At 70.3% G+C, this 23,522-nt stretch carries 22 protein-coding genes and 2 tRNA genes; 14 read left to right on the top strand and 10 right to left on the bottom strand.

The genetic code is table 11. The annotated features are described in order from the left end of the window. The first annotated feature begins 16 nt into the window (after window positions 1-16). Window positions 17-1,588 (top strand): polyprenol phosphomannose-dependent alpha 1,6 mannosyltransferase MptB, encoded by a 1,572-nt coding sequence (gene mptB, locus VFI59_01490; GenBank protein HET6712373.1) that lies wholly within the window; start codon window positions 17-19, stop codon window positions 1,586-1,588. Here the strand turns inward: mptB and VFI59_01485 are convergent. Next, window positions 1,576-2,547, bottom strand: a complete 972-nt coding sequence (locus tag VFI59_01485) for an aldo/keto reductase (protein ID HET6712372.1) — start codon at window positions 2,545-2,547, stop codon at window positions 1,576-1,578. The genes mptB and VFI59_01485 overlap by 13 nt on opposite strands. A 10-nt stretch (window positions 2,548-2,557) precedes the next feature. Further along, window positions 2,558-3,856, bottom strand: a complete 1,299-nt coding sequence (locus VFI59_01480; protein ID HET6712371.1) for an MFS transporter — start codon at window positions 3,854-3,856, stop codon at window positions 2,558-2,560. 70 nt (window positions 3,857-3,926) lie between these two features. Here VFI59_01480 and VFI59_01475 point away from each other — a divergent pair, with 70 nt between their 5' ends. Continuing rightward, window positions 3,927-4,193, top strand: coding sequence for a hypothetical protein (locus tag VFI59_01475; protein ID HET6712370.1), 267 nt, complete (start codon window positions 3,927-3,929; stop codon window positions 4,191-4,193). A gap of 3 nt (window positions 4,194-4,196) precedes the next feature. On the opposite strand, the gene VFI59_01470 is transcribed toward VFI59_01475, so the two are convergent. Continuing rightward, window positions 4,197-4,271, bottom strand: a tRNA-Arg gene (locus VFI59_01470). A 76-nt stretch (window positions 4,272-4,347) separates the two neighbouring features. On the opposite strand from VFI59_01470, the gene bcp reads away from it, so the two are divergent. Genes bcp through VFI59_01455 form a run of 3 tightly spaced genes read left to right on the top strand, consistent with a single transcriptional unit; the run spans window position 4,348 to window position 6,576 of the window. Beyond that, window positions 4,348-4,809: a thioredoxin-dependent thiol peroxidase gene (bcp, locus tag VFI59_01465; GenBank protein HET6712369.1), complete on the top strand. Its 462-nt coding sequence runs from the start codon at window positions 4,348-4,350 to the stop codon at window positions 4,807-4,809. 45 nt (window positions 4,810-4,854) lie between these two features. Beyond that, window positions 4,855-5,340, top strand: coding sequence for a cation:proton antiporter regulatory subunit (locus VFI59_01460; protein HET6712368.1), 486 nt, complete (start codon window positions 4,855-4,857; stop codon window positions 5,338-5,340). 6 nt (window positions 5,341-5,346) lie between these two features. Further along, window positions 5,347-6,576, top strand: coding sequence for a cation:proton antiporter (locus VFI59_01455; GenBank protein ID HET6712367.1), 1,230 nt, complete (start codon window positions 5,347-5,349; stop codon window positions 6,574-6,576). Here the strand turns inward: VFI59_01455 and VFI59_01450 are convergent. Next, window positions 6,564-6,824, bottom strand: coding sequence for a hypothetical protein (locus tag VFI59_01450; protein ID HET6712366.1), 261 nt, complete (start codon window positions 6,822-6,824; stop codon window positions 6,564-6,566). The genes VFI59_01455 and VFI59_01450 overlap by 13 nt on opposite strands. A 175-nt stretch (window positions 6,825-6,999) precedes the next feature. On the opposite strand from VFI59_01450, the gene VFI59_01445 reads away from it, so the two are divergent. Then, window positions 7,000-8,460 (top strand): Calx-beta domain-containing protein, encoded by a 1,461-nt coding sequence (locus tag VFI59_01445; protein ID HET6712365.1) that lies wholly within the window; start codon window positions 7,000-7,002, stop codon window positions 8,458-8,460. Window positions 8,461-8,629: 169 nt separating this feature from the next. Here the strand turns inward: VFI59_01445 and VFI59_01440 are convergent, their stop codons facing one another. Together VFI59_01440 and VFI59_01435 are read right to left on the bottom strand one after the other, a co-directional pair. Further along, window positions 8,630-8,917 (bottom strand): GYD domain-containing protein, encoded by a 288-nt coding sequence (locus VFI59_01440; protein HET6712364.1) that lies wholly within the window; start codon window positions 8,915-8,917, stop codon window positions 8,630-8,632. A gap of 276 nt (window positions 8,918-9,193) precedes the next feature. Next, window positions 9,194-9,282 (bottom strand) — tRNA-Ser (locus tag VFI59_01435). A 51-nt stretch (window positions 9,283-9,333) separates the two neighbouring features. On the opposite strand from VFI59_01435, the gene VFI59_01430 reads away from it, so the two are divergent. Then, on the top strand, window positions 9,334-10,521 hold the full coding sequence (locus VFI59_01430) for an FAD-binding oxidoreductase (GenBank protein HET6712363.1): 1,188 nt from the start codon (window positions 9,334-9,336) through the stop codon (window positions 10,519-10,521). 10 nt (window positions 10,522-10,531) lie between these two features. On the opposite strand, the gene VFI59_01425 is transcribed toward VFI59_01430, so the two are convergent. Next, complete coding sequence (locus VFI59_01425; protein HET6712362.1) at window positions 10,532-11,617, bottom strand: P1 family peptidase; 1,086 nt, start codon at window positions 11,615-11,617, stop codon at window positions 10,532-10,534. A gap of 93 nt (window positions 11,618-11,710) precedes the next feature. Here VFI59_01425 and hemA point away from each other — a divergent pair, with 93 nt between their 5' ends. The 5 genes from hemA to hemL all read left to right on the top strand — a co-directional run bounded on the left by hemA (window position 11,711) and on the right by hemL (window position 16,994). Next, window positions 11,711-12,988, top strand: coding sequence for a glutamyl-tRNA reductase (gene hemA, locus VFI59_01420; protein HET6712361.1), 1,278 nt, complete (start codon window positions 11,711-11,713; stop codon window positions 12,986-12,988). Further along, window positions 12,985-13,887, top strand: a complete 903-nt coding sequence (gene hemC, locus VFI59_01415) for a hydroxymethylbilane synthase (GenBank protein ID HET6712360.1) — start codon at window positions 12,985-12,987, stop codon at window positions 13,885-13,887. Before hemA ends, hemC begins: the two co-directional genes overlap by 4 nt. Further along, window positions 13,884-14,669, top strand: a complete 786-nt coding sequence (locus VFI59_01410) for a uroporphyrinogen-III synthase (protein HET6712359.1) — start codon at window positions 13,884-13,886, stop codon at window positions 14,667-14,669. The genes hemC and VFI59_01410 overlap by 4 nt, the downstream gene beginning before the upstream one ends. Window positions 14,670-14,736: 67 nt before the next feature. After that, a complete protein-coding gene (gene hemB / locus VFI59_01405) occupies window positions 14,737-15,723 on the top strand; it encodes a porphobilinogen synthase (protein HET6712358.1) in 987 nt (328 codons plus the stop codon). Next, entirely contained in the window at window positions 15,720-16,994 is a 1,275-nt protein-coding gene (gene hemL, locus VFI59_01400) for a glutamate-1-semialdehyde 2,1-aminomutase (GenBank protein ID HET6712357.1), read from the top strand. Before hemB ends, hemL begins: the two co-directional genes overlap by 4 nt. A gap of 73 nt (window positions 16,995-17,067) precedes the next feature. Here the strand turns inward: hemL and VFI59_01395 are convergent, their stop codons facing one another. The 3 genes from VFI59_01395 to VFI59_01385 all read right to left on the bottom strand — a co-directional run bounded on the left by VFI59_01395 (window position 17,068) and on the right by VFI59_01385 (window position 21,053). Continuing rightward, a complete protein-coding gene (locus VFI59_01395) occupies window positions 17,068-17,520 on the bottom strand; it encodes a hypothetical protein (GenBank protein ID HET6712356.1) in 453 nt (150 codons plus the stop codon). Between the two features lie 109 nt (window positions 17,521-17,629). Next, a complete protein-coding gene (gene sulP, locus VFI59_01390) occupies window positions 17,630-19,357 on the bottom strand; it encodes a sulfate permease (protein ID HET6712355.1) in 1,728 nt (575 codons plus the stop codon). Window positions 19,358-19,418: 61 nt separating this feature from the next. Continuing rightward, a complete protein-coding gene (locus VFI59_01385; GenBank protein HET6712354.1) occupies window positions 19,419-21,053 on the bottom strand; it encodes an NAD(P)/FAD-dependent oxidoreductase in 1,635 nt (544 codons plus the stop codon). Window positions 21,054-21,220: 167 nt separating this feature from the next. Here VFI59_01385 and VFI59_01380 point away from each other — a divergent pair, with 167 nt between their 5' ends. Both VFI59_01380 and VFI59_01375 read left to right on the top strand, forming a co-directional pair. Further along, window positions 21,221-22,579 carry a zinc ribbon domain-containing protein gene (locus VFI59_01380; GenBank protein HET6712353.1) on the top strand — a complete coding sequence of 453 codons (1,359 nt, stop codon included), beginning with the start codon at window positions 21,221-21,223 and terminating at the stop codon, window positions 22,577-22,579. Continuing rightward, window positions 22,576-23,508 (top strand): YihY/virulence factor BrkB family protein, encoded by a 933-nt coding sequence (locus tag VFI59_01375; protein HET6712352.1) that lies wholly within the window; start codon window positions 22,576-22,578, stop codon window positions 23,506-23,508. Before VFI59_01380 ends, VFI59_01375 begins: the two co-directional genes overlap by 4 nt. Window positions 23,509-23,522: the final 14 nt, after the last annotated feature.

The raw sequence follows: 23,522 nt of genomic DNA, 5'->3' as shown, positions 1-23,522 counted from the left end.
GTAAGCTCGGGCGCACATGTCTCGCATTCAGGCTCTGCAACGCACTGTCGACGGCTGGCTCACGGGTCGTCGCGCGATCACGGCATCGGTCGCCTCCTTCAGCGCCGTCGCCCTGATCGCGGCGACCCCCGGATCGCCGTATCACCCGGTCCTGCCGGAGAGCCAGGGCAACGGTCCCATCGGCGTCCTCGCCGGCCTGCTGTTCCTGGACCGGCTGCCGCACGGCGTGCTGATCGTGATCGGGTTCGTCGCGATGATCGCGGCCGGAGTGGCCTTCCTGCTCGTGCTGTGGGCGGCCGAACGCGGCGACGTGTCCACGCGCACCGTCGTGTGGCTGGCGGTCGTCTATCACGTCGTCGTGCTGATGCTGCCCTTGCTGCTGTCGCGCGACGTGTTCAGCTACGCCTTCTACGGCCGGATCCTCAGTCGCTACGGCCAGAATCCGTACGTCAGCACGCCGGCGGACTTCCCAGCCAACGACATCTCCCGGTTCGTCTGGGACGGGTGGCGCGACACCCCGTCGGTCTACGGCCCCGTGTTCGTGTGGCTCGCCGCCGCCATCACCGCGGTGTTCCGGGGCCTGGTCGACGTCATCGAGGCGTTCCGCGCGGTCGCGGTCGCCGCCAGCCTGGGCTCGCTGTGGTTCGTGGTCCGGCTCGTCGGCCGGGTCCGGCCCCAGCGTCAGGCGTACGCGGCGGCGATGATCGGGCTGAACCCCGTCGTGCTGTTCCACACGGTCGGCGGCGGCCACGTCGACGTGCTCGTCATGCTCGCGGTCGCCGCAGCCGTCTACTTCGTGGCGACGCAGCGGGAGCTCACCGCCACCGTCGCGCTCACGGCAGGCGCCCTCGTGAAGATCTCGGCGGCGGTGCCCCTCGCCCTGCTGATCGCCTACGTCGTGACCCGCGCGGAGCCCTCTCGACGGTGGAAGGTCGCGGCGGCCCACATCGGGACCGCGCTGGGCATCGTGTTCATCGCCGTCGTGCCGTTCATGCAGCGATCGAACCCCACGCTCGGCATGGTCGAGCTCGTGCAGCACGGTTCCTGGATCGCGCCGCCCGCCTTGGTCGAGCGGGCCTTCGAGGCGGCGGGCACCGTGATCGCCGGCGACCTCGGTGGCACGGCCGGCATCGTGCTCGCCCGCCTCGGCATGTTCGGGGCGCTCGCCGCCGGCCTGTTCACGATCTTGCGCCAGGTCATGCGCCACGCCCGCGAGGGCTCGGTCTCGTTCCTCGCTGCTGCGTGGGGGTGGTCGTTCCTGCTGATGATGCTGTTCTCACCGACCCTGTTCCCCTGGTACTTCGCGTGGATCCTGCCCGTGGCGTGGGCGCTGCCGCGCGTGCCCCGTCGCACGCTGGAGCTCTCGTTCATCGCCCTCGTCACGGCCCAGCTCACCACCGAGAACTTCCGCCTGCCGGAGTGGATGCACGTCGACCTCGCGATCGGACACCCGATCCTCGTGATCGTGCTCGTCTGGTTCCTCCGCGACCTGTACCTGCGCCTGAAGCACGACGTGCCGCTCGACGCCGAGGTCGAGGACGTGCTGCTGACCCGCGCCGAGCCCCGGCCGAACGCCTACCAGGCGTAGGCTTCGGGCGCCGGTCCGCCCGGGCCGGGGAAGATCTCGTCGAGCTTCGCGAGCACGTCGGACCCCAGCTTGATGTCGAGCGCGTGCATCGCGTGCAGCAGCTGCTCTTCCGTGCGCGGCCCGATGATCGGCGCGGTCACGGCTGGTTGATGCAAGAGCCACGCGAGGGCGACGTGCGCCGGGTCCTCGCCGAGCTCGGCGCAGAGCGCCTCCCACGGCTCGAGCCGGGAGCGCAGCGTCTCGATCTCCCCGCGCATGTACTCCTCGCCCCGCCGGCCTTCTTCGACCTTGGACAGGGCCCCGGCGAGCAGACCACCCGAGAGCGGGCTCCACGGGATCAGCCCCATGCCGTACTCCGTCACCGCCGGGATCACCTCGAGCTCGAGCGTTCGGGCGGTGAGGTTGTAGAGCGACTGCTCGGTCGCAAGGCCCAGCGAGTGCCGGTAGCCCGCGATCTCGTTGGCGCGCGCGATATGCCAGCCCGCGAAGTTCGAGGAGCCCACGTAGAGGATCTTCCCCGTGCGCTTGAGCTGTTCCATGGCCTCCCAGATCTCGTCCCACCACGCGTTCCGGTCGATGTGGTGCATCTGGTAGAGATCGATGCGATCGGTGCCGAGGCGTCGCAAGGACTGCTCGCATTGATGCACGATCGAGAGCTTCGAGAGTCGCGACTCGTTCGGCCAGTCGCCCATCGTGCCGTAGACCTTCGTGGCGAGCACGACCTTGTCGCGGCGGCCACCGCCCTTGGCGATCCAGCGCCCGATGATGTCCTCGGTGGCCCCCACGCCCAGGTGCCGCCCGTAGACGTTGGCCGTGTCGAAGAAGTTGATGCCGTTGGCGATCGCGGCATCCATGATCGTGAGGGAGTCGGCCTCGGACGTGTGCGGACCGAAGTTCATGGTTCCCAGGCAGAGCCGGGAGACGACGAGGCCGAGCCGACCGACGTGCGTGTACTCCATGGCGACGAGTCTACGTCGGGCTCGATGAAGGTTCGGCCAGCGGGACCTTCGGTCTCGTGGCCTCGACCGATCCGTCTCGTTCGGGCTCGCGCGACCCCGGCACGAGGTAGAGGAAGAGCAGGATCACGATCCCGCCGACGACCCCCGCGAGCATCAGCGTGCCGCGCGTGCCGACCGACTCCGCGAGCGGGCCGACGAGCGCGAACGACAAGGGAACGCCGGCCACCGAGATCAGCCAGTCGAGGCTCGAGACCCGTCCCAGGATCGACGACGGCACGAGGCGCTGCAGCAGCGTGTACCAGAGCACCAGCAGCACCGTGATGCCCGATTCCATGACGAAGCTGGCGAGCATCGCGTGCCAGACGGCGCGCGACACGCCGAACCCGATCGTCGCGAACGCGGCGATCGCCCATGCCCAGTACAGGAGCGTGATCGGGCGCCGGGGCAGGTCGCGCTGTCCCATCGTGACCGCAGCGAGCACGGCGCCCGCGCCTCCCGCGGCGAAGACGAGCCCGAGGGCAGCGGCGCTCCCGCCGAGCTCGTTCTTCACGAGGTACGGCACGAGCACCTCCCACGGCCCCCAGGTGCAGAGCAGGCTGATCGTGGCTGCCGCCATGCCCGCCCACAGCCACGGCCGCTGGAAGACGAACCGAAGCCCTTCCCTCGCATCGTGCCAGACCGATGCATGCCCTTCGGCGCGGGCCGGGCGGGTCACGGTCCGCATCAACAGGAGCATCACGGCCGAGAACCCGAACGTGGCGGCGTCGACGTAGAACGCTGTGCCCGCCCCGACGGTGCCGACGAGCATGCCGCCGAGCGCGGGGCCGAGCAGCGTCATCGCGAAGGGTCGGGAGAACTGGGCCAGGGAGTTCGCCTGCACGAGCAGGTCCGCCGGCACCAGGTCCGGAATGATCGAGTTGTGCGCCGGCCCGTACAGCGACTGCCCGACACCGAAGAGCACCACCAGGGCATAGACCTGCCACAGCTGCAGCACGTCGAGCGTGGTGAGCGTCGCGATCATCGCGATCGCCAGGCCCCTGATCACGTCGGCGGCGATCAGCAGCTTCCGTCGGTCGAAGCGGTCGGACAGCACGCCCGAGAGCAACACGAGCGCGACCTGCGGGAGGCTCCACGCGATACCCACCCCGGCGAGCGCGCCGGGGCGGTTCCACTGGTCGTAGACCTGCCACGCGATCGCCACGACGTAGACGCCGTCGCCGAGGAAGGACACGACGGTACCGAGCCACAGCAAGCGGAAGTCGCGGATCGCGAGCGGCTTGACGATGCCGAGGCGAGAGATCCGGGTCACGGTTCCCGAGCTTAGTGAACGTGGGGTAGCCTTCGGGGGCACCGTTTCACGAGCTGGGGGGAGTTCGACGATGGGATGCCTGATCGTGCTGATGGCCCTGATCGGGCCCCGCGTCGCGCTGGTCTTCACGTGGATCTTCACGAACCTGGTCGACCGGGCGTTCGAGGACTGGGTGGTGCCGGCTCTCGGGTTGATCTTCCTGCCCTGGACGACGTTCCTCTACGTGCTCGTCTACAACCCGGTCGAAGGCGTCTCGTTCCTCGGATGGCTGATCGTGGTCCTGGGCCTGCTGGCCGACCTGGGCTCGTACACCTACGGGGCGAAGAGCCGGCGATGAGAGCGCGCCCCGAGGGATTCGAACCCCCGACCTTCTGATCCGTAGTCAGACGCTCTATCCGGACTGAGCTAGGGGCGCGGGACGCACAGCATACCCGAGCGGTGCTCCGGCTCCTCCCGACGCAGGTTCGCGACCGCGCCGCTATCGTGTCGACATGAGGCTGGAACCAGGAGACGCAGCGCCGGCGTTCGCGCTGTCGGATCAGCACGGGGCGACCGTGCGCTTGGACGACTTCCGCGGTCGCAAGCTGCTCATCTACTTCTACCCGGAGGCCGACACCCCCGGATGCACCACCCAGTCCTGCGACGTGCGCGACCATCGCAGCGAGCTCGCCGGGCTCGGGGTCGACGTGGTCGGCATCTCGCCGGACGAGCCCGCGAAACAGCTCGCGTTCGACGAGAAGTACTCGCTCGGCTTCCCGCTGCTCGCCGACACCGACCACGCCGTCGCCGAAGCCTGGGGCACGTGGGGCGAGAAGCAGCGGTACGGCAAGACCTACATCGGCATCACCCGGTCGTCGTTCCTGATCGACGAGGACGGCCTCGTCGAGCGCGCGTGGTACCGGGTGAAAGCCGATCAGACCGTGCCGAAAGCGAAGGACGCGCTCGCCGGCTGATCCAACGTCCGAAGTCCGGCCGCCGGAGCTGCGAGGATAGAGGCCATGGCGACGGTCAGCGAGACTCCGCTTCCCGGTCTGGGTGTGCGCTTCGAGTTCGAGACGAAGGGCGGCACCCGGCTCGGCGTGCTCCAGCACCAGACCGGACGCGTCGACCTGCTCGTTTACGATCGGCACGACCCCGACTCGGTCGGCGAATCACTGGCACTCGACGACGAGGACGCACGCACGCTCGCTGAGCTCCTCGGTTCCTCCCGCGTGGTGGAGGACCTCGGCCGACTCCGACAACGCATCGAGGGCCTCGCGATCGACTGGCTGCCGATCGGCGAGGATTCCCCGTTCGCCGGCCGCACGATCGGCGACACGGGGGCACGGACCCGGACCGGCGTCTCGATCGTCGCGGTCGTCCGCGGTGAGGACCCGATCCCTGCTCCGGGCCCCGAGCAGGGGCTGGAGGCCGGCGACACCCTGGTCGTCGTGGGAACCCCGAGGGGTATCGAGGACCTCGTCGTGATCCTGCGGACCGGATAGTCGCCCATGGTCGAGCCGGCGTTCCTGCTGGAGCTCGGCGGGGTCGTGGTGGGGCTGGCGCTGCTCGCCCGCATCGCAGCTCGATACCGGCTGCCTGCGTCGCCGCTGTTCCTGCTGGCAGGGCTCGCGTTCGGTGAGGGCGGCGTGTTCCCTCTCCTGACCGCGGAGGAGTTCATCGAGCTCGGGGCCGAGGTCGGCGTGATCCTGCTGCTGTTCATGCTCGGTCTCGAGTACTCAGCCTCCGAGCTCACGTCCGGCTTGAAGCGGCACGCCCCCGCCGGCGTCGTCGATCTCGCACTGAACTTCACGCCCGGGCTCGTCGCGGCGCTGCTCCTCGGATGGGGGCCGGTCGCGGCCGTGTTCCTCGGGGGCATCACGTACATCTCGTCGTCGGGCATCGTCGCGCGGCTGCTCGACGACATGGGATGGCTGGGGAACCGCGAGACCCCGGTCGTGATCTCGATCCTCGTGATCGAGGACCTCGTGATGGCCGGATACCTCTCCGTCATCGCCGTGCTCGTGAGCGGGGTCGGCGCTGCGGAAGGTGTCCTCACGCTCGCCGTCGCGCTGACCGCCGTGATCGCGTTGCTGATCGTCGCGCAACGCTGGGGTCACCTCGTGAGCGACGCGCTCTTCCACCGATCGGACCAGACGCTCGTGCTCACGATCGTGGGGATCACGTTCCTGGTGGCGGGACTCTCCGAGCTCGTCGGCATCTCGGCGGCCGTCGGCGCGTTCCTCGTGGGACTGATGCTCTCGGGTCCGGCCGCGGAGCGAGCCCACGACCTGCTCGGCCCGATGCGCGACCTGTTCGCTGCGATCTTCTTTGTGTTCTTCGGCCTATCGATCGACCCCGGCACGATCCCGCCGATCCTCGGCGTGGCCGTGCTGCTGGGCATCCTGACGGCCGCGACGAAGGTCCTCACGGGGTGGTGGAGCGCGCGTCGCGAGGGCGTCAGGACGCGGGGACGGTTCCGTGCGGGGGTCGCCCTCGTCGCCCGGGGCGAGTTCTCGATCGCGATCGCCGGCATCGGCACCGCCGGCGGGGTAGAGCCAGAGCTCGCCTCCCTCGCGGGTGCCTACGTGCTGCTCATGGCGGTCGCAGGACCGCTCGCCGCGAAGGTCGTCGACCCAGTCGTGCGAGCGACGCAGGCGCGGACCGCGGCGCGGCGTCCTCCTCGACGTGATGAGCAAGGAACCCGTGATCGCCGCCAACTCCCTCGTCACCGGGGGTGAGCGGCCACCCACGCCTGAAGGTTCACCACGTGCGACCGTGCCTCGGCACCGTACTCACAGGCTCCCGGGTGATCGCACTGCGGGTTGCCCTGTCCCGTCATGAAGTTGAACCGACAGTTGGGGCAGAACACGTCGAGGTCCTCCGGCAGGTAGGGACAGTCGCCCCAGGAACAGGACCGCTCTCCTTCACCCGTGGCCAGGTCGTATCCGCAGCCCGGACACTGGACGAACCCTTCCCATCTCGCCATCAGGCTCGCCTCCCTTCCAGACCCACCGTGCGCCGTCGAGCGACGAGTGCCAGGGCTGGACGGCCCCTCGCGCTCGGGACCGACGGGTCACGGGATGCGTCGAGAAGGAGGTCATCCGCAAGCGAAGACCCTCGCGTGCTCGCATCGTCTCGTTCCGCGCGCTAGCGTCGCCGTCATGGTGATTCCCGGTAGCAAACTCGCGCGTCCTCGTTCGTCGATCGTGCCCCGCCTCTGGGTGGGGGCATGCGTGCTCGCCTTGGGGCTGTCAGCCACCGCCCACCCCCTCGCCGCGGCACCGGTGCGCAGAGCGCTGCCCTCGATCTCGATCGACGACGTCACCGTGACCGAAGGCGATGCCGGGACGGTCTCCGCGACGTTCAAGGTCACCTCGTCGGAGCGGGGGAAGGCGACCGTCTCCTTCGCGACCGTCGCTGGGAGCGCGAAGAGCGCCGCCGACTTCGTCGCTCGGGAGGGGAAGGTCCGGTTCGCCGGCCGGAAGCTGGAACGGAAGATCTCGATCACGGTGAACGGCGACCTGTTGGACGAGGCCGACGAAACCTTCGAGGTGGTGCTGAGCGGGGCGGTCGGCGCCACGATCACCGATGACGAGGGGCTCGGCACGATCGAGGACGACGACCCGCCACCCACCGTGTCCGTCCCCGCAACGGCTTCGGTTCCGGAGGGCAACGACGGAGACGTCAGCTATGCGGTCGTCGACATCACCTTGGACGCCCCAAGCGGACGCACCGTCTCCGTGGACTTCTCGACCGCCGACGGAACTGCGACGGCCGGCAACGACTACACCGCCACGAGCGGTGGCGTCTCCTTCGCGCCGGGCGAGACGGTGCGGACGGTGCTGGTCGACGTGGCCGGCGACGGTGCTGACGAGAGCAACGAGACGTTCACGCTCGACCTCTCGGTGCCCACCCACGCCGATCTCGGGAACGACCAGACCGTCATCACGATCACCGACAACGATCCGGCACCGCCCGGCACGGCGCTGCTCGCGATCGACGGCGGGCAGGTCCGCGAGGGCACGTCGGGCACGAAGGTCATCACGTTCACGGTGACGCGCTCTGGCGAGACGACCACCGCGGTGACGACGGGGTACTCCACGTTGACCGGGACCGCCGACGACGCCGACTTTCAGACCGCCACGGGGTCGCTCCCGTTCGCCGCGAACCAAACGACCGCGACGTTCGACGTCACCGTGAACGGCGACAAGAAGCTCGAACACGACGAACTGTTCCTGGCGAACCTCGAGAGCCCGTCGGCGGGCGTCGCGTACCTCACTCCGCAGGCCACGGGTCGCATCGTGAACGACGACACGAGAACGACCGTGAAGGCCCGAGCGAGGGCGTCGAGGGTCACCGCGCGCGGGCTGGTCTCACCACAGCGCGCGGGACGGAAGGTCGTCGTGCGGCTCTTCCGCCGTAAGGGGGGCTCGTGGGACCTGATCGGGACCCGTCGAACAAAGCTCTCGGGCACGTCGGACGTGAACGGAGACACCTTCACCGATAGCCGATATACGGCGCGGTTCACCGGCGTGAAGGCGAACCGCTGCAAGGTGAAGGCGACATATCGCGGCGACGGACGGTTCGCGCCCAGCGCCGACACCCGCACCTTCAGATGCTGAGCGGCCGCGGCCGGAGCAACTCGCTCTCAGGAGCCGACCGGAGCTCCGCTGGACCAAGCCGGCCACGCGTATAGGGAGAGCGAGCGTTTTCGGCCCGCGATGCGGCGACCACCCGGATCGCCGGCCCGTCTCGAACGGCGGAGACGGTGAGATTCGTCAGCGACCGTCGCTACATCTTCCCCATGATGCTCTTGACGGCGTTGGCGTCGAACGCGCGCATCGTCTGCGAACGGATGTTCCCGAGCGAGGAGACCTTCGCCAGGAAGGCGACCGCGGTCTCGTCGTCGGCGAACTCCGAGACCGCGACCATGTCGTACTGGCCCATCGTCCAGTAGATCTCCAGAGAGCCGCCCATCTCCGCCGCGACCTTCTGGGCCGCCTCGGCGCGATCGACCGTGTCGATCGCGGTCTTGGCCCCCTGGTCGGTCCAGTTCAGCAGGCTGACGAACCGAGCCATATCTCCCCCTTCCGTAAGTACGCCGACTCTACGCCGGTCGGGCCACCGGCGGAAGGCCTGGAGTGCCGATCCCCCTCGGTGGGCCGTAGCGACGTGCCGTGCCCGCCAATCTTGCTCATCCGCGCGAATCAGCTTTCACCGGCCGAGACGCTGACCAGACCTAGGGATACGATCCGCCGGGAGGGCGCGACACGCGCCGCCGACGTGCGAATCGAACGTCCGACGGGAGCTCGGCGAGGACCGGCTGCAGGGCCGGGTCTCCGGCGAGTCAAGCGGCGGAGACGGTGAGATTCGAACTCACGAACCCCTGTTAGAGGGTTAACCGCTTAGCAGGCGGCTCCTTTCGGCCACTCAGGCACGTCTCCGTCGTCGATTCTACCGGTGCGGTCGAGTGGCCCACGGGTAGTCTGCGCGACATGCCCGACGTGGTCATCGTGGGAGGCGGGGTGATCGGAGCCGCGTGCGCGTTCGAGCTCGCCTCGCGCGGCGCGTCGGTGACCCTCGTGGAGCGAGACCACCTCGCGGCGCACGCGTCGGGCCGCAACCAGGGCCTGTGGGTCCTGCCCGACGACGACGTCAACGTGCCGATGGCCCGGGCGAGCCTCGAGGTGTACCGGGGTGTGGCCGCGGAGGCGCCGATCGATGTGCGCCTCGACGACGAGCCGGTGGGCACGGTGCTCGTGGCGATGAACGCCCGTGACGTCCGCGCGGCCGGTGAGGCCGTCACCCGGGCCGAACGGCACGGCTTCGCCGTCGACGACATCTCGGCGCCGGGCGACATCCGCGATCACGAGCCCGGGCTGACCCGCAACGTGGCGGGCGCGTGGCTCGTGCACGTCGGACACCGGCTCGACCCCGGGGCCCTCACGGTGGCCCTCGCCCGTGCGGCGGCCGAGCGGGGCGCCGAGGTCCGCCATCACGTGCACGTCCGGGGCGTGGCGATGCGCGGCGAGACGGTCGTCGGGGTCGTCACGGACGACGGCGTCATCGAGGCGGGCGCCACGATCGTGGCCGCCGGCCCGTGGAGCTCACCGCTCCTCGAACCGGTCGGCGTGCGCCTGCCGATCGTGGGCGCGCGTGGATGGCTCGTGCGCGTCGCGCCCGGGCAACCCCACCTGCTGACGCACCTCGTCGAGGCCGCGGGACCGCACGCGGCCCTGCACGACGATGCGGTTCCGCGCTGGCCCTCCGCCGCCGACGTCGTCTCGCACGGCGAACCCCGCAGCGAGATCGGGGCTCTCCTGCACCCCCATCGAGACGGCCGCACGATCACGATCGGGTCGACGCGACAGATCTGGCTGTCCCCCGAGCCGCCGGAGGAGCGGATCGTCGCCCGGGTCCTCGAGGCGGCGATCGAGCTCGTGCCCGCCGTCGCCGAGGCCCACGTGCAGTCGTCGTGGTGGGGGCTCAGGCCGCTGACGCCGGACGAGCGACCGCTCGTCGGCTCGGTCCGAGAAGGGCTACACGTCGCGACAGGGCACGGCTCGGAGGGCGTGATCCTCGGCGCCGGCACCGCGCAGCTCGTCGGGGCGCAGCTCGCCGGCGAACCGACCCCGTTCGATGCCACGCCGTACGACCCGTTGCGGTTCGCGGACGAGCGATGAGCGCCCCGCGCTAGCGGGAGAGGCGGCCGGCGCGATCGAGCGACTCGAGCACGCGGTCGACCGGCATGGCGAAGTACGTGTGGCCGTCGCGTCCGACCGAGTCTTCGGCCGCGACCAACGCGTTCGCGACGGCTTCCTCGGTCGCCTCGACCGTGGCGCGGAACAACGCCGAGAGCGCGTACGTGTGCCGGACCGGCCCATCGACCACGACGCGCACGTCGCGCGTCGCCTCGCTCGCATCGAGGCGGTTCGACGTCGAGAAGGCCATCATCTGCTCGCCGCTGCCGTTCGAGGCGTATGAGCCGGTCGCGGCGAGTCCGAGGCCGGCCCGGCGGGCGATGCGGGTGAGCTGGTGCGGCAAGACGGGCGCGTCGGTGGCGACCACGACAACACACGATCCCTCGTGGTGCTCGCGCGGCATCAGGTCGGTCAGTTCCCGCCCTACCGGCACGCCGTCGATCCGCAGATGTTCGCGACTGCCGTAGTTCGTGAGCACGAGCGCGCCCACCGTGGATCCGCCGTCGTCGTCGAGCACGCGAGAGGCCGTGCCGATACCCCCCTTGAAGTCGAAGCACTGCATGCCGGTGCCCGCACCCACGTTGCCCTCTTCGACGGGACCGGCGGCCGCGGCATCGAGGGCCGCCGCGACGTCGTCGTCGGCCAACGGGAACGAGAGCACGTCGGAGAGCCACGAGTCGTCGCACTCGGAGACAACGGGCATGACCTCTTCCGCCCCGATCGGATCGCGACCCGCGATCCACCGCACGGTCGCGTCGTAGGCCTTGCCGATCTGCAACGACGACGTCAGCACGATCGGGCTCATCAGCACGCCCCACTCGCGCAGTTGGTTCACACCGATCATCTCGCCGTACCCGTTGAGGATGTCCACCCCCGCGTACACCCACTCATGCCACGGCTGTCCCGCATGGGGGAAGACCGCCGTCACGCCCGTGCGCACCGCGTGGGGATCGCCGTCGGCACCCCGCACGACCGTGCGATGGCCCACCCGCACCCCCGCGACGTCGGTGATCGCGTTCAGCGGCCCGGGCGTTCCGCTGCCGATCGAGATGCCGAGCTCCCGTGCACGAGGCGTCATGGTGGGGCATCCTACCGGCACATCCCTCCCACCCCGTGGGCCCGGGGGAGACACGCCGAGAGCTGCGGCGATACGATTCCTGGCCTACCTGCCATGGCCATCCTCACCCTCGGGATCTCCTTCCGTCGCGCGCCGATCGAGCTGCTGGAGCGGCTCGCCTTCATCGACGACGACCTCACCAAGGCGTACCGCGTGGCCACCGACCTGGACGGCGTCGACGGTGCCGTGATCCTCTCGACCTGCAACCGGGTCGAGGTCTACGGCGAGGTCGTGAACTACCACGCCGGGTTCATGGCGTTGAAGCGCCTGATCACCGAGACCCGGGGGGTCCCCGCCGACGAACTCGCCGAACCGATGTACGCCCATTGGGAGCGCGATGCGGCCGATCACCTGTTCGCCGTCGCGAGCGGGCTCGACTCGATGGTCCTCGGCGAGACGCAGATCTACGCCCAGGTGCGCGAGGCTCTGCGGCGCGCCGAGGCCGAGGGGGCGACCGTGCCCCCGCTGACCGGGCTCTTCCATTCTGCGGCGCGCGCCGGGCGCAGGGTCCGGCAGGAGACGTCGATCGGTGCGGCTCCCGACGCGTTCGTGGCGCTCGGCACCGACCTCGCCGACGACGCGGTGGGCGGGTTGCGAGGGCGGGAGGTGGTGGTCCTTGGTGCGGGCACGATGGCCGCCCTCGCCCTGAAGCATCTGCGCCGGCGCGGGATCGGTCCGGTGCGCATCGTGAACCGCTCGCTCGAGCACGCGCGGGCGCTCGCCGAGCGGACGAACGCCGAGCACGGCGAGCTCGACCAGCTGCCCGACGCGATGCGCCATGTCGACCTCGTCGTGAGCGCCACCGGGGCGGCCGGCACGGTGATCCGACGCTCGGCCGTCGCCGACGCGATGGCGGGGCGGAGCGGTCAACCTCTCGTGCTCCTCGACCTCGCGGTGCCCCGCGACGTGGAGCCCGAGACCGCCGACGTCGACGGCGCGCGCGTGATCGACATCGTCTCGCTCCGGGAACGCCTCGCCGAGCACGACGCCGCGACGGCGGGCGATATCGAGACGGCGCACGCCATCGTGGCCGACGAGGTGCACCGCTGGGTGGTACGCCGGCGAGGCGACGAGCTCGCTCCCCTGATCCGAGCGATGCGCCGACGAGGGGACGACGTCGTCCGCGCCGAGCTGGAACGCTTCGGGGCGAGGCTCGCCGAACTCACCCCCGACGAGCGGGAAGCGGTCGCGGCGCTCGCCCGGGGCATCGCCGCCAAGCTGCTGCACGATCCGATCGTGGCCCTGAAGGAGCGCTCCGAGCCGGGCACCGACGGGATCCACGCTCGGGTGCTCGCCGAGCTCTTGGGCGTCGACCCCGACGCCACCTCGTGAGCGCCCTGCGTATCGGCACCCGACGCTCCCCGCTCGCGCTCGCGCAAGCGGAGGAGATCCGAATCCGGCTCGACGCCACCGGCGTGATCGCCGACATCGTCCCGATGAGCACGTCAGGCGACGAGGGCGCGAGGGTCGACTCGTCGCCGCAGGGACTCAAGGGCCTCTGGATCGACACAATCCTCGACGCCCTGGAATCGGGTGACATCGACCTGGCGGTGCATTCGGCCAAGGACCTGCCGGCCGAGGAGGACGAGGGCTTCACGATCGCCGCGGTACCCGAGCGGGAGGATCCCTCAGACGTGTTGATCTGCAGGGAAGCCGGCGAGCTCCGCGGCGGAGCTCTCATCGGTACGTCGAGCGTGCGACGGCGTGCACAGCTGCTGGCCGCCTTCCCGGGACTCGAGGTCGTGGACCTGCGGGGCAACGTCGAGACGCGGCTGCGCAAGCTCGAGGAGGGCGAGGTCGACGCCGCGGTGCTGGCGGCGGCCGGGCTCTCGCGACTGGGGCTCGCCCCCGAGCATGCTCGTGCGTTGCCGCTCGCGATGATGGTGCCGGCGCCGGGCCAGGGCTGCCTCGCCGTGCAGGCGCGCGACGACGACGACGACACGATCGCCGCCCTGGCCCCACTCGATCACGCCGACAGTCACCGGGCGCTCGATGCCGAGCGGTCGCTGATGTGGCGCCTCGGGGGTGGATGCGCGTTGCCGCTCGGAGCCCACGCGACCGTGGGCATGGAGGCGATCTCGCTGACCGCGGTGATCGCGACGGCGGACGGCACCACGGTGCTCCGTGCCGAGACCGAGGGCGCGACCCCCGAGGACGCCGCGGCCGCGGTGGCGAAGGAGCTGATCGCGCAGGGCGCCGAACGCATCCTCGCCGAGGTCGAGTCCGGGTGAGTCGATCGGGACCCGGGCGTGGCGGCGACCGGCCGCCCCGTCCCCTCGCGGGACGCACGGTGCTCGTCACGAGACCCACCGACCAGTCGACGTCGCTCGTGACCCTGCTGCGGCGGCTCGGGGCGCGGGCGATCGTGGCGCCGGCGATCGAGATCGTACCGGCCCGGTCGGCCGCCCTCACCCGGGCGCTCCGCGAGCTGCAACGCGGGGACTTCGCATGGATGACCCTGACCAGCCGCGCCACCGTGGACATGCTGGCCTCGAGGCTCTCGGGGCCCCGCGCGCTCGGGGCCACCAGGGTGGCGGCGATCGGCGACGGCACGGCGGCGGCGTTCCGCCGATGGGCACGCCGAGATCCCGACCTGATACCCGCGACGTTCACCACGAGCGGGCTCGCGCGAGCGTTCCCGCGCGGGATCGGCCGAGTGCTCTGCGCCCGTGCCGACATCGCGCCCGTCGGCCTCGAGGGGGCACTCGCCGCGAAGGGATGGTCGCCGACCCGGGTCGACGCGTATCGCACCCGCTTCCCCCGATCGCTGCCCACCGAGGCCCGCGACGCCCTGCGGCGCGGTGAGGTCGACGCGGTCACGTTCACGAGCGCGTCGACCGTGCGCGGATTCGTCGGCGCCCTCGGGGCGGTCAAAGGCAACCCCAAGGTCGTGTGCATCGGACCGGTCACCGCGAGGGAGGCGCGCACGCACGGTCTGGTCGTGCATGCGGTCGCGCGGCCGCACACGGTGGAGGGCGTGGCCGCGGCGGTCATGCGGGCACTGGCCCGATGACCCGCGCCGACATCGGCACAGGTGTCCCCGGTGGCACGAGCTTGGGCGCCGCCGGTACCCTGGCGCCATGAGCTTCCCCGAGCACCGGCCGCGGCGGCTGCGACGCACGCCCGCGCTGCGAGCCCTCGTGCGCGAGACCCGGCTGCACGCCGACGATCTGATCGTGCCGATGTTCTGCAAGGAGGGCATCGACGAGCCGGTCCCGATCTCGTCGATGCCCGGGCAGCTCCAGCACACCCTCGAGTCGCTGCGCAAGGAGGCGGTCGCCACGGCGGAGACCGGCGTGCGCGCGTTCATGCTCTTCGGTGTGCCCGCCACGAAGGACCCCGAGGGCTCGCAGGCCTGGCACCCCGCCGGCATCGGGCAACGGGCGATCGCGGCGCTGCGCGAGGAATTCGGCGACGACGCGGTCGTGATGAGCGACCTCTGCCTCGACGAGTACACCGATCACGGCCACTGCGGCGTGTTGAACGACCGCAACGAGGTCGACAACGATGCGACGCTCGAGCGCTACCGGCGCATCGCGCAGGCACAGGCGGACGCCGGCGCGCACGTGATCGGGCCGAGCGGCATGATGGACGGCCAGGTCGGCGCGATCCGCGAGGCGCTCGACGTCGCCGGGCGCGACGACGTCGCGGTCATGGCCTACGCGGCGAAGTTCGCGAGCGCCCTGTACGGGCCGTTCCGCGAGGCGGCGGAGGGTGCGCCGCGGTTCGGCGATCGCACGGGCTATCAGCAGGATCCGGCGAACGCCGACGAGGCCCTCCGCGAGATCCGGACCGACATCGACGAGGGCGCCGACATCGTGATGGTGAAGCCGGCGCTCCCCTACCTCGACGTGGTGCATCGCGCGAAGCGGGAGACCGGGTTCCCCGTGGCCGCCTACCACGTGAGCGGCGAGTACGCGATGGTGAAGGCGGCCACGGCCAACCGCTGGCTCGACGAGCGGCGCACGGTGCTGGAGATCCTGACGTCGATCCGCCGCGCCGGCGCCGACATGATCCTCACCTACCACGCGAAGGACGCCGCGACGTGGCTTCGCGACGAGGCATGAGCGGTTCCGAAGAGCTGTTCGACCGGGCCCGGGCCGTGATCCCAGGCGGGGTCGACTCCCCCGTGCGAGCGTTCGGGTCGGTCGGTGGCACACCCCTGTTCATCGATCACGGGCAGGGTGCGGAGATCGTCGACGTCGACGGGAACCGCTACGTCGACCTCGTGCAGTCCTGGGGCGCGTTGCTGTTCGGACACGCCCGGGCCGAGATCGTCGACGCCGCGACCGCCGCGGCGGCCCGTGGCACCTCCTACGGTGCGCCGACGCCCGGTGAGGTGGGGCTGGCGGAGCGTATCGTCGAGGCGGTGCCCGGCATCGACCGTGTTCGGCTCGTGAACAGCGGCACGGAAGCCGCGATGAGCGCGATCCGGCTCGCCCGCGGCGCGACCGGGCGAGACCTGATCGTGAAGTTCGACGGGTGCTACCACGGCCACTCCGACCCGCTGCTGGCCAAGGGCGCCGGCAGCGGGCTCGCGACGCTCGGGATCCCGTCATCACCCGGTGTGACCGAGGGTGCCGCTCGCGACACCCTCACCGCCCCGTTCAACGACCTGATCGCCGTGCGCGCGATCCTCGCCGAGCGCGGCGATGACGTCGCGGTCGTCGCGGTCGAACCCGTGGCCGCGAACATGGGCGTCGTGCCGCCCGAGCCCGGCTTCCTCGGGGGGCTCCGCGCGCTCTGCGACGAGCACGGGGTGCTGCTCCTGTTCGACGAGGTGATCACGGGGTTCCGCATCGCCTACGGCGGCGCGCAGTCGTTCTACGGCGTCACGCCGGATCTCACCGTGCTCGGCAAGGTGATGGGCGGGGGGTTCCCGTGCGCGGCGTTCGGCGGGCGCGCCGACCTGATGGCGCACCTCGCCCCCGAGGGCCCGGTCTATCAGGCAGGCACCCTCAGCGGGAACCCCGTCGCGGTGGCTGCCGGCATCGCGACGCTCGACCTGGCACGCCTCGAAGATCCGTACCCGAAACTGGAAGCCACCGCCGACGTCCTCATCGGCGGCATCGAGACGTCGCTCGAGGCGGCCGGCATCCCGGCGATGGTCAACCGGGCGGGATCCTTGTTCAGCGTCTTCTTCACCGACCGGCCCGTGCGCGACTTCGACGGGGCGCGCGCCGCCGACCACGGCCGCTACGGACGGTTCTTCCACCACATGCTGGCCAACGGCGTGGCACTGCCGCCGTCGGGTTACGAACTGTGGACCCTGAGCACGACGCACGGCCCCGAGGAGACGGAGAGGATCCTCGGGGCCGTGGCGTCGTTCCGGGACTGACGCGGCAGGCTGGCCGATCCCGGTTCGACCCCGGCGCCGGACGGGCGGTCGGACGCCGGAGACGCTGTGTCGGTTACGCGACCGCTGGTTCGGGTACCTCGCGCAGGTCCACCCGCTCCACCTTGGTCGCCAGGCAGAACGTGCCGATCACCCGGTCGAGCGCATCGTGCGTCGGAGCGACCTGGCACCTCACAGAGGCGTGCGCCCCTTCGAGGGTGAACTCGGCCGTCTCGCCGTTCAGGGCGGCCACGTGCGCGTCGAGCAGCGCCAGGCTCGGACCTTCCATGCCGAAGATCGCGATCACGTCCCGGCCTTCGAGCTTCGAGCGTGACAACCCGACCACTTCGGACGCCGCTCCCGTCACCGTGCGCACACGCAACGCCGTGTCGGTGCTCCAGAAGAACACGGGACGCCCCTCCGCAGCCGCCCCGATCGTCTCCGCGTTCGCGAACCGCGAGCGCGGAGGCGGCGGTGCCTGCGGCGTCGGCACCGTGTCGGTGATGCCGATCAATTCCCACTGTCGCATGACTCTCACCCCTCCCGAGGTTCGGGGACGCTTCGTTACCTGTTTTCGGGTAGCGGCGGGTGATTCCGCATAGGACCTTCGACGGTTCTTCGCGCATCGGCCGTTGGACCTAGGTGGCGGGAGGGCGTTCCTCCCAGTCGACCCATCCGACACCCGACGTCTGCACATACCCGTCGACCGCCGTGCCGATCGTCGGGAAGAAGCGCTCGTCGCCGACGCGCTCGTACAGACCATACGCTCGGAGGCGGTCCTTCACAGGTCCTTTCATCTCCGCGAAGGCCAGCGTGATGCCGGCGGAATCGAAGTCGTCCATCAACTCGCCGAGCATGTCGGCGGCGGTGGTGTCGATATCGGTGATCGGCTCCGCGGCGACGACGACCCAGCGCACCGGCTCCTCGGCTGCCGCAACGTGCGCTCGCACCTCCCGGCGGAAGAACGACGCGTTCGCGAAGAACAGAGGCGCGTCGAAGCGGTAGAGCAGCAGCCCGGGGATCGTCCGTCCTTCGGGGTGACGCTCGACGTCGTGGTAGCCCTTCAGCTCGTCGACGCGGACGAGGGTGGCGTCGTAGGGCCGCCATGCCCGCCGGACGAAGTCGACGAGGGAGAGCACGATCGCCACGAACACGCCGGGCAGCACACCGAGCACCGCAACCCCGAGGAAGGCGGCCGCCCAGAGGGCGAACTCGGTGCGCCGCATGCGCCAGAGCCGGCGGATCTCCGCCGCGTCGACGAGGCGCACGGCGGCCGCGACGACCACGGCCCCGAGCACTGCCTGTGGCAGGTCGCGGAGCAGCCCCGGCGCGACGACGAGCATGAGGGCGACGGCGGTCGCGCCGACCAGCGGCGTGAGCTGCGACCGGGCGCCCGCCGCGATCGCGACCGGCGTCCGCGATGCGCTGCTCGAGATCGGGAACCCCTGGAAGAACCCGGTCGCGAGGTTCGCGACGCCGAGCGCGACGAGCTCGCGGTCGGGGTCGACCTCTTCCTTACGTCGCGAGGCCAGCGACTGGGAGAGCACGCTCGTGTCGGCGGTCGCCACCAACGCGATCGCGAACGCCGCCGTGATCAACTCCGGGAGGACGTCCCTCGGCATCGTCGGCACGACGAATGACGGAAGACCCTCCGGTAGCACCCCGACCGTAACGATCTGCAGATCGAAGAGAGCGACGGCCGCGATGCCGCCGACCACGACGATCAGGGTCGCAGGGAGGCGCGGGGCCCACCGGCCGAGCACGACGATCAGGATCAGCGCCGATGCCCCGACGACCGCGGTGACGGGGTCGGCGGCCCCGCTGCGCACGGCGTCGGCGATCGCCTCGATCTGGTCGAGCAGGTCGTCGGCCCCGACCGTGAACCCGAGCATCTTCGGGATCTGGCCCACCACGATCGTGAGCGCGATGCCGGTCAGGTAGCCGAGCCTGGTCGGTCGCGACAGCAGCTCAGTGACGAAGCCGAGTCTGAAGAACCCGGTGGCCGCGATCACCAGTCCCGTGAGCACGGCCAGCGCGCCCGCGACCTCGATCGCCGTGGTCGGGGTGCCGGCGGACACGCCGACGACGACGGCGGCGATCACCGGCGCGAGCGAGGAATCCGGCCCCAGCACCAGCACGCGCGAGGGCCCGAAGACCGCGTAGGCAACGAGGGGCACGATCGTGGCGTACAGGCCGGTGATCGCCGGTAGCCCGGCTGCCTCCGCGTAGCCCATGCCGACCGGCACCAGGAAGGCCGCGAGCACCACACCGGCGACCACGTCGGAGCGCAGCCACGCGACCTGGTAGTTGCGGAGCGCGTCGAGCCCCGGCAGCCAGGACGTGCGGCCGGGCTCTGACCCGAGCATCGACGGACGACCCGATCCGGTCACGCCTGTCCCCCCGCCGGTCACGACCGGCAAGGCAAGCCTAGCTCGGCGACTTCCGCTTCTTGTCCCTGATGATCTCGCGCACGCAGTGGTGACCGGGCAAGCCCGTGACGCCGCCGCCCGCATGGGTGGCGCTGGAGGCCTGGTACAGACCCGCGATCGGCGTCCGGTAGTCGGCGTAGCCGACCGCCGGACGCATGTGGAACAGCTGATCGACCGTGAGCTCCCCGTGGAAGATGTTCCCGCCGATCAGGTCCCACCCCTCCTGCATCTGCTTCGGGCCGATGATCTGGCGAGCGAGCACGCTGTCGCGGAACCCCGGTGCAACCTCGTCCATGTGGCCGATCAGCCGGTCGGCGTAGGCCTCGAGCTCCTCGGTGTGGTCGTCCTCGTCGTCGGCCCAGTCGGCCGGGCACCACTGGGTGAACATCGAGACGGTGTGGATGCCGTCTGGCGCCAGCGTGCGGTCGACCACCGTCGGGATCTCGGTGTCGCTGAACGGACGCGTGGCCGCCTCGCCGAACCGGGCCTGCTGGTAGGCCTGCTCCAACTGCTCCACGTCGTCGAGCAGCTCGATCGCCCCGCCGTGGATCTCGGGGTCGAGGTCGGGGTCGGCGGTGAACGTCGGCAGCCGGTCGATCGCGAGGTTGATCTTCACGGTGCCGCTGCGCGTCTTCCACTGCTCGATGTCGTGCACGAACGAGCTCGGCAGCTCGTTGCGATCGAGCTGCTGCAGGAACGTGATCTTCGGATGCACGGCGGTGACGACGAGCGTCGAGGCGATCTCCTCGCCGCCCTCGAGCACGACACCGGTCGCCCGGCCGTTCGAGGTGGTGATCCTCTCGACCGGCGCATCGACGCGGACCTCCGCGCCGAAGAACTTCGCCGATTCCTCGCACGCTTTCGAGACGGCGCCCATGCCGCCTTCCATGAACCCCCAGCTCGCGACCTGGCCGTCGCCGATGTCGCCGACGGAGTGGTGCATCAGCACGTAGGCGGTTCCCGGCGCGTCGGGGCCTGCCCACGTGCCGATGATGCCGTTGACCGCCATGAAGCCCTTCATCTCGGGAGACTCGAACCAGCGCTCGAGCAGCTCCGTGGCACTCATCGTGAACAGGCGGGTGATGTCGCCCACGATGGCTTCGTCGACGTGCGAGCGCAGCTTCCACGCGAGCTTGCCGAGGTCCCACAGGTCGCCGGGCTTCTTCGAGCCGACGTGGGGCGGCGTCTCCATCAACAGCGGCCCGAGGATGTCGGAGACGCGCGAGATCCACTCGTAGAACTCGAAGTAGGCGTCCGCGTCGCGCTTGGAGACCTTCGCGATCGAGTCGCGGGTCTTCCTGTCGTCGTCGGCCTGGATGATCGAGCCGCCTGCGCGCATCGGCATGTACCCCTGGCCGAGCGGCAGCAGCTTGAAGCCGAACCGTTCGAGCTGGAGCTCGCGGCGGAGCGATGGGGGCATCAGCGACATCGTGTAGCTGAGCGTGTTGACCTTGACGCCGGGGTACTCGTCGGGCCACGGCTGGCTCGTGTCGGCCGCGCCGCCCGTCTTGTGACGCTTCTCGAGCACGAGCGTGCGCGCGCCGCGCTTGGCGAGGAGCGCGGCAGCGACGAGGCCGTTGTGGCCGCCGCCGACCACGATCGCGTCGTATCGGTTGCCCTGCTGCTGCGACATGTTGAATCTCCGTTCAAAGACTGGGTGGACGCAGCCTACACCCGGCCCGCGGCTCAGGGATAACGGGGTCCCACGGAGTTCGTGCTATCGGGGTGAACACGGGCGGCAAGCCTGCGGCGATAATGGCTGGGCCCGAAGCTTCCGGGCGCCGACGGGAGGGAACGATCGTGAGCCAGCAGGAAGCGCGAGTCGAGTGTCCGCGGTGCGGACGACCTGAGACCGATCCCGAGATCAACTTCTGCCCGACGTGTGGGAGCCCGCTTCGAGGGGAGCCCGGACGCCTGAAGCTCCGACGCCGACTGTCCGGGTTGTTCGTGTTCCTCACCGTGCTGTCGTTGGTCGTGACGGTGGTCGGCGCATGGGCGCGAGCCGTCGCGCTCGACACCGACCGCTTCGTCGCCACCGTGGGTCCGGTGATCGACGACCCCTCGGTGCAGGAGGCCCTGAGCGTGCGTTTGACCGACCGCGTCATGGAGGGCCTGCAGGTCGAGGACCGGGTCTCGACCGCGCTGGCGGGGTTGGATCAGGGTGAGCTCCCCGTGTCACCCGCACTGCTCGCGGCACCGATCACCGACGGCATCCGCAACGTGTTGCTGAAGCGCACCGAACAGGCGATCGCCAGCGACGCGTTCCAGAACCTCTGGAACACCGCGCTCACGAGGGCGCACTCCCAGGCGATCGCGCTGCTCAGGGGTGAGAGCACGAACGCCACGATCGAGGGCGACGCCGTCTACATCAACCTGCTCCCGTTCATCAACGATGCGTTGGCGTCGCTCGAGGGGCAGCTGTCGGAGATCTTCAACCGGACGATCGACATCCCGACGATCACCGAGGCCAACATCGAGCAGGCGGTCGGCCTGCTCGAGCAGCAGTTCGGCGTGGAGCTGCCGAAGGACTTCGGCCAGATCAAGGTCTTCGAGTCCGACGCCCTTCCGGCGGCGCAGGCGGCCATCGTCACGATCGACCGCGTGATCTACGCGCTCGTGGCACTCACGCTCGTGCTCGCGATCATCGCGTTCGTGTTGTCCCCACGGCGCCTGCGCACCGCGATCTGGCTCGGGTTCGGCGCGGCGATCGGACTGATCGTGGTCCGGCGCCTCGCACTCCGCCTCGACGACGCGATCGTCGACCGAGTGACCGGTGAGACGAACCAGGCGGCGGTGGGTGCGGTCACGAGCGACGTCTTCCAGGATCTGCGCGACTTCACGACCCTGATGCTGGTGGCGGCGATCCTCATCGGGATCGGTGCATATCTCGCCGGACGGCCACCATGGCTGACCCGAACGTTCGCGCGCGCCTCCGACGGCACGCTGGTGCCGCGCGACGCGGGGTGGATCCGCTGGCTCGGTGAGCACGCGCCCATCCTCCGCGTGGTGGCCGTCGCGCTCGGGGCGCTGGTCCTGTTCTTCGCCAACCTCGGCTGGATATCGCTCCTGATCGTGATGGCCCTCGTCGCCGCAGCCTGGTTCGCGCTCACGTACCTGCACGATCGGATGACCGGCCAGGCCGACGTCGCGACGGGGTGAGCGGAACGCCCGACCTGCCGGGGTCCGACCTGCCGGGGTCCGACCCGCCACCCGAGCGCGGAGCCCGCGACCGACTCCGGGCCTCGCTGAGCGAGGGCTCCGCGAGGCTGGAAGCCGCCCGCGTCGACCATCCGCTGATCGATGCGGGGTTCCAAGTGATCAGCCGCGATCGCCTGCTGGCGGGCGGCCTTCTCGCGAGCGCGGTCGCCTTCCGCATGTTCCTCTGGATCGTTCCGCTCGCCGTGGTCTTCGTGTCGGTGTTCGGCTTCTACTCTGCAGCAGACCCGTCCGAGGCCGCGGGCCTGGCCGACGACCTGGGTGTGACCGCGTTCATCACGGGCTCCGTGAGCCAGGCCCTCGAGGCGTCGGGTCGTGGCCGGTGGCTGGCCCTGAGCATCGGTCTGATCGCGCTCGTCTGGGCATCTCGGTCTCTCGCCGTCTCCCTTCGCGCCGTGCACGCCCTCGCGTGGGGGATCCGCCCGGTCCCGCCGATCACCTGGACGGCGCGCGCGGTGGTGGCGGTCTCGGGGCTGATGGCCGGCATCGCGTTCGTGTTCCCGATGGTCAGCTGGCTCCGGGATCGGTCGCTCGGCTTCGGCCTGATCGGCATGGCCGTGAGCATCGTCGTGATCGGCGCGTTCTGGACCCTGGCCTCGTCGATGCTGCCGCGCCCCGACGATGTGCCGGTTCGAGCGCTCGTGCCCGGTGCGCTGCTCGTCGGCACCGTGGTCGAGCTGTTGCACATGGTGAGCGTTCTCTACCTGCCTGGTCGCTTCGAACGGGCATCCTCGACGTACGGGTCCCTGGGGGTCGCCGTGGCGGCCCTGGCGTGGCTGTACTTCTCGGGAAGGGCCGTCGTCGCGGGGGCCGTCCTGAACGTGACCCTGTGGGACCGGAACCACGCGCGTAACGGAACACCGCACGACTGAGACGATGGTAGTGC

The sequence above is a fragment of the Actinomycetota bacterium genome, from assembly GCA_035697485.1.
Lineage (GTDB): Bacteria > Actinomycetota > UBA4738 > UBA4738 > HRBIN12 > JAOUEA01.
The sequence above is the reverse complement of the archived record's forward strand: the minus strand, read 5'-3'. Positions and strand labels throughout refer to the sequence as shown.

Bases quoted from the DNA above. Each gene is read 5' to 3' on its own strand.
- mptB (HET6712373.1), top strand. From the start codon at position 17: ATGTCTCGCATTCAGGCTCTGCAACGCACTGTCGACGGCTGGCTCACG.
- VFI59_01440 (HET6712364.1), bottom strand. From the start codon at position 8,917: ATGGCTCGGTTCGTCAGCCTGCTGAACTGGACCGACCAGGGGGCCAAG.
- VFI59_01475 (HET6712370.1), top strand. From the start codon at position 3,927: ATGGGATGCCTGATCGTGCTGATGGCCCTGATCGGGCCCCGCGTCGCG.
- sulP (HET6712355.1), bottom strand. From the start codon at position 19,357: ATGCTCGGGTCAGAGCCCGGCCGCACGTCCTGGCTGCCGGGGCTCGAC.
- hemA (HET6712361.1), top strand. From the start codon at position 11,711: ATGGCCATCCTCACCCTCGGGATCTCCTTCCGTCGCGCGCCGATCGAG.
- hemL (HET6712357.1), top strand. From the start codon at position 15,720: ATGAGCGGTTCCGAAGAGCTGTTCGACCGGGCCCGGGCCGTGATCCCA.
- VFI59_01460 (HET6712368.1), top strand. From the start codon at position 4,855: ATGGCGACGGTCAGCGAGACTCCGCTTCCCGGTCTGGGTGTGCGCTTC.
- VFI59_01395 (HET6712356.1), bottom strand. From the start codon at position 17,520: ATGCGACAGTGGGAATTGATCGGCATCACCGACACGGTGCCGACGCCG.
- VFI59_01450 (HET6712366.1), bottom strand. From the start codon at position 6,824: ATGGCGAGATGGGAAGGGTTCGTCCAGTGTCCGGGCTGCGGATACGAC.
- VFI59_01385 (HET6712354.1), bottom strand. From the start codon at position 21,053: ATGTCGCAGCAGCAGGGCAACCGATACGACGCGATCGTGGTCGGCGGC.
- VFI59_01425 (HET6712362.1), bottom strand. From the start codon at position 11,617: ATGACGCCTCGTGCACGGGAGCTCGGCATCTCGATCGGCAGCGGAACG.
- bcp (HET6712369.1), top strand. From the start codon at position 4,348: ATGAGGCTGGAACCAGGAGACGCAGCGCCGGCGTTCGCGCTGTCGGAT.
- VFI59_01445 (HET6712365.1), top strand. From the start codon at position 7,000: ATGGTGATTCCCGGTAGCAAACTCGCGCGTCCTCGTTCGTCGATCGTG.
- VFI59_01485 (HET6712372.1), bottom strand. From the start codon at position 2,547: ATGGAGTACACGCACGTCGGTCGGCTCGGCCTCGTCGTCTCCCGGCTC.
- hemB (HET6712358.1), top strand. From the start codon at position 14,737: ATGAGCTTCCCCGAGCACCGGCCGCGGCGGCTGCGACGCACGCCCGCG.
- VFI59_01455 (HET6712367.1), top strand. From the start codon at position 5,347: ATGGTCGAGCCGGCGTTCCTGCTGGAGCTCGGCGGGGTCGTGGTGGGG.
- VFI59_01430 (HET6712363.1), top strand. From the start codon at position 9,334: ATGCCCGACGTGGTCATCGTGGGAGGCGGGGTGATCGGAGCCGCGTGC.